2 protein-coding genes and 1 pseudogene are annotated in these 2,926 nt (G+C 70.2%); all 3 read left to right on the forward strand.

The features are described from left to right. A pseudogene (locus RIF89_RS13340) lies at nucleotides 1-987 on the forward strand (mannitol dehydrogenase family protein); the annotation flags it as partial. Beyond that, entirely contained in the window at nucleotides 984-1,988 is a 1,005-nt protein-coding gene (locus RIF89_RS13345) for an L-idonate 5-dehydrogenase (protein ID WP_309069579.1), read from the forward strand. The pseudogene RIF89_RS13340 and the gene RIF89_RS13345, both read left to right, overlap by 4 nt. A gap of 57 nt (nucleotides 1,989-2,045) precedes the next feature. Further along, the coding region (locus tag RIF89_RS13350) for an MFS transporter (RefSeq protein ID WP_309069580.1) at nucleotides 2,046-2,926 on the forward strand (881 nt) is incomplete at its 3' end.

A 2,926-nucleotide genomic window follows, 5' to 3' on the forward strand; every position in this document is an offset into this window, starting at 1 on the left:
ATCGCCGTGCTGAGCTGCGACAACCTCGCGTCCAACGGGGCGCACACCGAGAAGCTCGTGCGCGAGTTCCTGCAGGAGCTCCCGGGCTCCGAAGGCGCCGACGCGCTGGCCTTCCTCGACCGCGCGGTCTCGTTCCCCTCGAGCATGGTGGACCGGATCGTGCCGGCGACGACCGCCGAGCTGCGCACGCGCGTCGGCAGCCTGCTCCAGGCGCGCGACGAGATCCCGGTGCCGGCCGAACCCTTCACGATGTGGGCAATCGAAGACCGCTTCGCCGGGGGTCGCCCGGCATGGGAGGCGGGAGGGGCCGTCTTCACGGACGAGGTCGGCCGCTACGAGCAGATGAAGGTGCGACTGCTGAACGGCACGCATTCGCTGATCGCGTACCTGGGTGCGCTGCGGGGTGTCGGCACGATCCCGGAGGCGATCGGACTGGGGGCCATTCAGAGCGCCGCGCGCGCGGTGCTGCGCGACGAGTACGAGCCGTCGATCGAGGTGCCCTCCGGTGTCGACATCCGCGCCTACGAGACCGAGCTGTTCGAGCGCTGGGCGAACAGCGCTCTCGGCCACCGCACGAGTCAGGTCGGCACGGACGGCTCGGTCAAGCTCCGCCAGCGCATCCCCGAGCCCGCGCTCCTCGCACTCGGCAACGGCCGCATGCCGCATCTGATCGCGCTGACCGTCGCCGGCTACCTGACGTGCATCGCACCGCTGTCCGGGTTCGATCCCGGCCCGCATGCCGCCGCCATGACCGACGGGGCGCGCGAGCGTCTCGGAGCATTGGCGGACGCCGCCCGCAACGGCCGAGAGCTGGCCGAGCGCGTGATCGGCGAGCTGCACCTGTTCGGCCACGAGCTCGGAGCGCAGGATGCGTTCATCGGACGCGTCGGCGAACTGGTCGACACGATCCGACGGCATGGCGTCGACGCCGCGATCACCGATGCCGTCTCGGCGTCCCAGCCCACCACGAAGGAGCTCCAGTCATGAAGGTTCTCGCCATCCACGGCAAGGAGGACATCCGCTGGGAGGACCGCGAGGTCCCGGTCCCCGGCGACGGCGAGGTCCGCCTCCGTGTCAACTACGTCGGCATCTGCGGCTCCGATCTGCACTACTACTTCCACGGCGCCAACGGCGAGTACACGATCCGAGAGCCCCTGACGCCCGGCCACGAGCTCTCCGGCGTCATCGACCTCGACCCCTCCGGTCGACTGGCTCCCGGAACCCCCGTGACCGTCCACCCCGCACGCTTCGGTCCGGAAGTGCCCGGCCTCGAGAACCGTCCGCACCTGCGCGCGGGGGGCGACTACCTCGGCAGCGCCGCAGCGCACCCGCACCGCCAGGGCGGAGCCTCCGAGCTGGTCATCGTGGAGGACCACATGGTGCGGGTCCTCCCGGACGCACTGCCGCTCGAGCGGGCTGCGCTCGCCGAGCCGCTCGCAGTGGCGATCCACGCCGTGAACCTCGCGGGCGACATCAGCGGCGCGCGCGTGCTCGTGATCGGCGCCGGCCCCATCGGCCTTCTCGTCGTCGCCGCCGCGGTGGACGCGGGCGCATCCGTGGTGGGCGCCAGCGATGTGCGTGCCGAGCCCCTCGACCGGGCGCGGTCCCTCGGCGCCACCGAGCTCTCGCTCGTCGGCCGCGACACGATCGACCAGGAATCGTACGACGTCGTGTTCGAGTGCTCCGGCGTCGGGGTCGCGCTCACGCAGGCGGTGCGCGCCGCCCGCCGTGCCGGCACGATCGTGCAGGTCGGCATGCTCCCGAATGCGGACATCGGCGTGAACCTCGCTCCCCTGCTCGCGAAGGAGCTGACCGTTCGCGGCGCCTTCCGCTTCTCCACCGAGATCGACGACGCGGTGGCGATGCTTGCCGCGTCGGACGCGCTCGATCCCGTGATCTCCCATGTCGTCCCGGCATCCGATGCCGTGGCCGCATTCGAGCTCGCCCGCGATTCGTCCGCTTCGGCGAAGGTCCTGCTGGCCCTCTGACGACCGCCGCACGACGGCTTCCCCCGACACACCCTCTGGTCCGAAGGAGTACCTCCCATGTCACAACCGCAGACGACCGCCACGGTCGCCGACCCCGCCGCGAAGAGGTCCATCCGAGACCTGGTGCGCGCCGCCGTATCCGGCTGGCTCGGCACCGCTCTCGAGTTCATGGACTACCAGCTGTACTCGCTGGCCGCAGCACTCGTGTTCGCCGATCTGTTCTTCTCCTCGGAGAACCCCGCGGTGGCGGTGGTCGCCGCAATGGCCACGTACGGCGTCGGCTATGTCGCGCGCCCGGTCGGCGCATTCTTCTTCGCCCGTCTGGGTGACAAGACCGGACGCACGAAGGTGCTGTTCTACACGATCCTGCTCATGGGCCTCGCGACGACCCTGATCGGTGTGCTGCCGACCTACTCGCAGGTCGGGATCCTCGCGCCGATCCTGCTCGTGCTGCTGCGCATCGCGCAGGGCTTCGGGGCCGGGGCCGAGATCTCGGGAGCCGGCGTCATGCTCGCCGAGTACGCACCGGCTCGGCGCCGCGGCATCATCGCGTCCCTCGTCGCGCTGGGCACCAACTGCGGCACGCTCCTCGCCTCCGGCATCTGGGCGATCCTCCTGGTGGCGTTCAGCGAGCAGGAGGTCATCGCCTGGGCGTGGCGGATCCCCTTCATCGCCAGCGCGGTCATCATGCTCTTCGCCATCTGGGTGCGCTTCAACCTCAAGGAGACGCCCGTCTTCGAGGAGCGCGAGGATGTCGTCGACGGCCGGGCGCTCTCCAAGGCCGAGACCATCCAGCTCGCGACCGAGACGGGCGACATCCGCACGCTCGAGGCGATGCAGCGCAAGCCCATCAAGGCGTTCATCATCGCGCTGCTGCTGCGGTTCGGTCAGGCCGGCAACTCCGGCATGATCCAGACCTACCTGATCAGCTACATCAC

It is taken from the genome of Microbacterium sp. (assembly GCF_031178525.1).
GTDB lineage: Bacteria > Actinomycetota > Actinomycetes > Actinomycetales > Microbacteriaceae > Microbacterium.

Bases quoted from the DNA above. Each gene is read 5' to 3' on its own strand.
- RIF89_RS13345 (WP_309069579.1), top strand. From the start codon at position 984: ATGAAGGTTCTCGCCATCCACGGCAAGGAGGACATCCGCTGGGAGGAC.